Origin of the sequence: Mycobacterium sp., from assembly GCF_049802695.1 — a bacterium.
Lineage (GTDB): Bacteria > Actinomycetota > Actinomycetes > Mycobacteriales > Mycobacteriaceae > Mycobacterium.
Genome location: NZ_JBARMY010000115.1, coordinates 1 through 5,491 on the forward strand (window position 1 = coordinate 1; position 5,491 = coordinate 5,491).

Sequence of the window (5,491 nt, forward strand, 5' to 3'; positions counted from 1 at the left end):
GCCGTGATCTGCCCGCGCTCAGTCTCGTCGGCGGTGTACTGATCCCAAAACCAGCTCATGGTGTCGCGGCGCAGAAAGTAGCCTTCGGCGAACAGTCGATACGACTCGGTCTCGAACGTGGCGTCGGTCACCGGATAAAACGCCACTAGCTGCACGAGGTGAAACTCTTTGCGCTGCAGCGCCAAAAAGGTCAACGCGATCGCCATGTTCCCGCCTACCGAGTCGCCTGCGACTGCGATGCGCGAGCCGTCAACGCGCTCGCTGGCACCACCGTGCGCCAGCCACGCCGCGGTCGCATAGATCTGCTCCAACGCCGTTGGATACTTCGCCTCCGGCGATAGGTCATACTCGGGAAAAACCACCGCGGCACCAGATTGCACAGCCAACTCGCGCACCAGCCGGTCATGCGTGTGTGCATTGCCGAACACCCAGCCCGCCCCGTGCACATACACCACCGCCGGCAACGGGGCCGCAGCGTCGGGCGGCATGACGACGCGCACCCGCACCGACCCAGTGGGACCACCCTCAATCGTCTCCCACATCTCCTGCACCGGGATGTGACAGAGATCCTTCTGGACGTCGTTGACCGCTTCGCGGCCCTTGACCGGACCGAGATCATGGAGATGCGCGGACGCATCAGCGGCCTCCACGAACGCCTGCGCCGCTGGGTTGAGAACCAAACTGTGCGGGTTGGCCACCATCTTCACTCCTCCCGCCTCGGCCGCCACGTGTCAATCACCCTCAGGCACAGTGGAGCCGACGTCATCAGTCACCTCACTGAGAAACAGCGCCGACGTCCAGAGGTACTGGCGGCCGAACAGTCGGTTGACTGATGACGGGACGATTCCGACGCCGGAAACTCATCGCGGAGGTGGAAGCCGACCAGTAGGAGGGCACGTGACGCACCCTTTCAGCCCGTTGGCGATGCGAGATGAGGTTCGCACATTGGGCGTGGACGCCGCCGATGACGCACCGGCATCCGCACCACCTGCGTTTCGCCCGGTGGCCCGTGCCGCGCTGGTCACGGCGCGGTTCGTGAAAAGGATTGTGACAGTTTGGCTCTAGTTCCTGAAGCTCAGAGGGGTGGTATTGCCCTCGTCGGGTGGGGCAACTGCGTCCAGTTCGCCAAGCAGAATCCACTGGCTGTTCAGATCGGAGGAGACGACGATGGCTGACTTGAAGGGCAAAGTTGCGATCGTGACAGGCGGCGGCTCGGGGATCGGCAGGGCGGCGGCACTGGCTATGGCAAGGGCCGGAGCCACCGTCGTTATCGGGAACCGGGATGCCGCCAAGGGAGAGGCCGTGGTTGAGGCCATCCGACAGGGCAGGGGTCGGGCTATCTTCCAACCAACTGATGTGAGCAAACCCGCCGAGGTGAAGGCGTTGGTCGAGCGGGCCGTCAGCGAATTCGGTCGTCTGGACGTTGCCCACAACAACGCCGGTGCAGACGGCGAGCAGGTCCCGCTGCACGAGCAGGATATCGACGGGGCGTCGTTCCTCTTCGACGTGAACATCAAGGGAGTGTTCTACTGCATGAAGTACGAGATCGAACAAATGCTCAAGACCGGTGGAGGTGCGATCGTGAACACATCATCGATCTTCGGACTGAACGGCTATCCTGGCTGGTCTTTGTACACCGCCACCAAGCACGCCGTAACCGGCATGACCAAGGCGGCGGCTTTGGACTACGCCAAGCAGAACATTCGGGTGAATGCTGTCGGCCCCGGACCGGTCGATACAGCCCTACTCGCGAAAGGGACTGGCGGCGACCCGCACAGTTATGCCGCGTTCGTGCCGATGGGGCGAATCGGCCAGCCAGACGAAGTCGCCGACGCCGTGGTGTGGCTGCTTTCCGACGAGGCGCGATACGTCACCGGCCACACACTGCCCGTCGATGGCGGGGTGTGCTCGCAGTAACCAAAGGGCCAGTAACCGCTCATCCGGCGATAAGGGGCCACCGCGAAGTTAAAGGCGCTACCACCGAACGAACAAAGACTACTGGTAGGCAGGGGTCATGACAGCGAACACCGACAACGATGCCGGTATGCCGACGCGGCGTTTTGACGGACTACGAGCGCTGTTCATCAATGCAACCTTGAAGCGCTCCCCGGAAGTCAGCCACACCGACGGGTTGATACGCCTCAGTTCGCAGATCATGCGTCAGCACGGCGTCCAGGTCGATGAGCTGCGTGCCGTCGACCACGACATCGCCACTGGCGTGTGGCCGGACATGACCGAACACGGTTGGGCCACCGATGAATGGCCGCAACTGTTCACTCGGGTGCTCGATGCACACATCCTGGTGCTGTGCGGCCCGATTTGGTTGGGGGACAACAGCTCGGTGATGAAGCGGGTGATCGAACGCCTCTACGGTTGCTCGAGCCTGCTCAACGAGGATGGTCAGTACGCCTACTACGGCCGCGTCGGCGGATGTTTGATCACCGGAAACGAGGACGGAATCAAACACTGCGCGATGGACATCCTCTACAGCCTGCAGCACCTCGGCTACACCATCCCGCCGCAGGCTGACGCCGGCTGGATCGGCGAGGCTGGGCCGGGCCCGTCATACCTCGATCCGGATTCCGGCGGCCCGGAAAACGACTTCACCAACCGCAACACCACGTTCATGACATACAACTTGCTGCACCTGGCACAGATGTTGAACGCGGCCGCAGGTATCCCTGCCTACGGCAATCAGCGGAGCGCGTGGGATGCCGGATGTCGACCGGACTTCGCCAATCCCGAACACCGCTAACCGTCGAACCCCAGGAGTGATTACCGATGGCGCAAGACACCAACGCATGGCCAAGCTTGCGAGTCGATGACTGGACTGCGACCCGCGACACCTTGCACATGTGGACTCAGATCGTCGGCAAGATCCGGCTTGCTCACGCGCCCATGGTTAATCATTGGTGGCAGGTCACCTTGTACGTGACACCGCGCGGTCTGACGACCTCGGTCATCCCCCATGAGGCCGAAGCCTTCGACATCGAGTTCGATTTCATCGACCACAAGTTGCTGATAAACAGCAGCAGGGGCGCGACCCGTACCGTGGCACTGGAGCCCAAATCGGTGGCCCAGTTCTACTCCCAAATTATGCAAGCGTTAGACGAACTCGGATTCAATACCCGCATCCAGTCACACCCCAACGAGGTCGACCCAGCCCCCCGGTTCGCTGAGGATGTCGAACACGCGTCGTACGACCCCAACGCCGCGCATCTGTTCTGGCGCCAGCTACTCCAGGCCAGCCGGGTAATCGGCCGGTTCCGGTCTCGCTTCGTCGGAAAAGTAAGCCCTGTGCATTTCTTCTGGGGTGCAATGGATCTCGCATGCACCCGGTTCTCCGGCCGTGGCGCGCCGCGTCATTCCGGCGGCGCACCGAATGTCGGTGACTGGGTGATGGTCGAAGGGTACTCGCGCGAACTGAGCAGTTGCGGGTTCTTTCCAGGCGGCGGTGACGAGGGCGCTTTCTACGCCTACGCCTACCCCCAACCCGACGGCTTCGCCGACCACCCCGTCAGCCCCGCGGAGGCCTACTACAGCAAAGATCTCGGTGAATACCTCCTGCCGTATGAGGTCGTGCGGCAGTCCGCCGACCCCGATCAGGTGCTCCTTGAGTTCTTGCAAGACACCTACGAAGCGGCGGCCATCCACGCTGACTGGGACCGCGCGGCGCTTGAAGACAACCCGGATCGTTGGAAGGCATACCAAACCCGCGCATGACGAGCCGGCGCCCGCGTATCAGTCACAGGCGCGCAGCTTTACCTGTCATCCACCGCCCGTCGTCCACCGTCCGCCGACCGCTCGTGACGAATTTGCTCAAGAGCCCCGCGGTCTTGGGCGTCGAATTTGGCTGCCTCGTCGAGAACCCGGTCCAAGCTCCCGGGAGGGATTACCACCGCGCCGGCCGAATCGGCGTAGACGTAGTCTTCTGGCGCGATCAGCACCCCGCCGACCTCCACCGCAATGTTGGCCGCATACGGCATTACGGTGTCACCGCCCCAACGGGTGGCCTCACCGCGACACCAGAAGGCGAGGCCATAGCGGCGCAACTCGTCGAAGTCTCGTAGTCGCCCGTCGGTTAGTAGGCCGGCCAGCCGATTATTGTGCACCCGCGACAGTTTGGTGCCGCCACCATGAGATGCGTCGGGGTAGCCGCCGCTAGACAATACGAGTACCCGTCCGGTCGGGTCCTCCCCGATGGCCTCATAGAACAGCTCAGCGAATCCCAGTTGGTTCTGAGGCAGATCGTCGCGGTACGGCAGATAGGCGATGGTCACGGCCCGCCCGAAAAGTGACCGTGTCGGGTCAGGGCTGGCTAACGCGAGTATGTGGGCGCGATGGGCGTGAATCCGCCCCATCGCATCCACCAATGCGGCACAGCCCAACTCGGCCGCGCGTATCGCCGAAGTTCCGGCTGGCTGGCCGCCCATGTTCTCTCCGGTACGGGTGTTCAAGACGTACCTCCCGGATGGTCGAAGATGAACGAAGGGTAGCGGAAATGGTTCGACAGCTCGGGAATGATGTGTCGGTAGACAAATGACCACGTGGGGTTGCCGTGGAGTAGGAGCAGAACAGGACCGCGGCCTTCGTCGATGTAGTGCAGTCGGCGCGCCGAGTCCCGGCCACCCGTAGGGAGGCGATCAGTCTCGCTTGTAGACAAACGAGAATGATCAGATCCTGTCTTGCATCAGTGGGCCATCGAGTATGTGACCCGTGATCTGCCCGCCGCGACCGGTCCGCGCATCATGACAGGACCCCGTGAACTGGTTCGTGACGAGCGAGAGTCGTTTATCGGCGGGGATTTCGAGGCACTACGTTCCTCCGGTGGCAGACGCAGCGTCGGGCAACTGCTAGGGCTTCCCTGGGACGGCGACGCGACGAACCTAATGCCTGCCTTCACAGGTGTGCGTGCTTCCCGCCTTCACCAAATGACACGAGCTGAGATTTTCACCAAAAAATGACATACAGGTGACAACCCAAATGGGAATATGACATTTAGTTTGGGAATCGACACGCCGAGCGACCGGCTGCCGGGCCCACTGCCGCAAAAGCTGCCATTGACTAATGTCACCATTCAGTGTTGACTCGCTCGCATGACGGACGGTATGCCGCCACGCGGCTCGCTCCGATCCCGCAGCGCCGCGGCCCTGAGCACGGCGACCCTGCGGCAGATCAGTGCGGTGCTCCCGCCGGAACGGACCTGGGGGCTGTGGCTGTCGCGCCAGATTCTGGCCCGCATCATGGACACGTTCGGCCCGTCGTTGGCCGGCGCCCATGTCGAGCAAGTCGACGAGCCGCAGGCCGACGGCAGCCGCGTCGTCGGCGAATGGGTCTGCGGGACGGGCGTGTTGCGCTGTGACACCAGTGAGGTCATCTACTTCATTCACGGCAGCGGATACGCACTGTGCTCACCGCGCACCCATCGGCGGCTGACGGCATGGTTGTCCCGGCTGACCGGATTGCCCGTGTTCTGCATCGACTACCGACT

General features: G+C 62.6%; 6 protein-coding genes and 1 pseudogene. 4 read left to right on the forward strand and 3 right to left on the reverse strand.

All coding sequences use genetic code 11. From position 1 onward, the window contains the following. Positions 1-728, reverse strand: a 728-nt coding sequence (locus WA317_RS04380) for an alpha/beta hydrolase (protein ID WP_425171880.1), incomplete at its 3' end; no start/stop codon positions are given. A gap of 439 nt (positions 729-1,167) precedes the next feature. Between WA317_RS04380 and WA317_RS04385 the strand changes: the two genes are divergently transcribed. From WA317_RS04385 to WA317_RS04395, 3 genes are all read left to right on the forward strand, one after another. Then, positions 1,168-1,917, forward strand: coding sequence for a glucose 1-dehydrogenase (locus tag WA317_RS04385; protein ID WP_425171881.1), 750 nt, complete (start codon positions 1,168-1,170; stop codon positions 1,915-1,917). A gap of 127 nt (positions 1,918-2,044) precedes the next feature. Next, positions 2,045-2,755, forward strand: coding sequence for a flavodoxin family protein (locus WA317_RS04390; RefSeq protein ID WP_425171885.1), 711 nt, complete (start codon positions 2,045-2,047; stop codon positions 2,753-2,755). Between the two features lie 26 nt (positions 2,756-2,781). Further along, positions 2,782-3,723, forward strand: a complete 942-nt coding sequence (locus WA317_RS04395) for a DUF5996 family protein (protein ID WP_425171882.1) — start codon at positions 2,782-2,784, stop codon at positions 3,721-3,723. A gap of 38 nt (positions 3,724-3,761) precedes the next feature. Here WA317_RS04395 and WA317_RS04400 read toward each other — a convergent pair whose 3' ends face one another. Both WA317_RS04400 and WA317_RS04405 read right to left on the reverse strand, forming a co-directional pair. Beyond that, on the reverse strand, positions 3,762-4,433 hold the full coding sequence (locus WA317_RS04400) for an RraA family protein (protein ID WP_425171883.1): 672 nt from the start codon (positions 4,431-4,433) through the stop codon (positions 3,762-3,764). A gap of 62 nt (positions 4,434-4,495) precedes the next feature. Then, positions 4,496-4,663, reverse strand: a pseudogene (locus tag WA317_RS04405) (haloalkane dehalogenase); the annotation flags it as partial. A 433-nt stretch (positions 4,664-5,096) separates the two neighbouring features. Here WA317_RS04405 and WA317_RS04410 point away from each other — a divergent pair. Continuing rightward, on the forward strand, positions 5,097-5,491 hold a 395-nt coding region (locus WA317_RS04410; RefSeq protein ID WP_425171884.1), incomplete at its 3' end, for an alpha/beta hydrolase.

Excerpts from the sequence above, each read along its gene's own strand:
- WA317_RS04385 (WP_425171881.1), top strand. The coding sequence starts at position 1,168 with ATGGCTGACTTGAAGGGCAAAGTTGCGATCGTGACAGGCGGCGGCTCG.
- WA317_RS04390 (WP_425171885.1), top strand. The coding sequence starts at position 2,045 with ATGCCGACGCGGCGTTTTGACGGACTACGAGCGCTGTTCATCAATGCA.
- WA317_RS04395 (WP_425171882.1), top strand. The coding sequence starts at position 2,782 with ATGGCGCAAGACACCAACGCATGGCCAAGCTTGCGAGTCGATGACTGG.
- WA317_RS04400 (WP_425171883.1), bottom strand. The coding sequence starts at position 4,433 with ATGGGCGGCCAGCCAGCCGGAACTTCGGCGATACGCGCGGCCGAGTTG.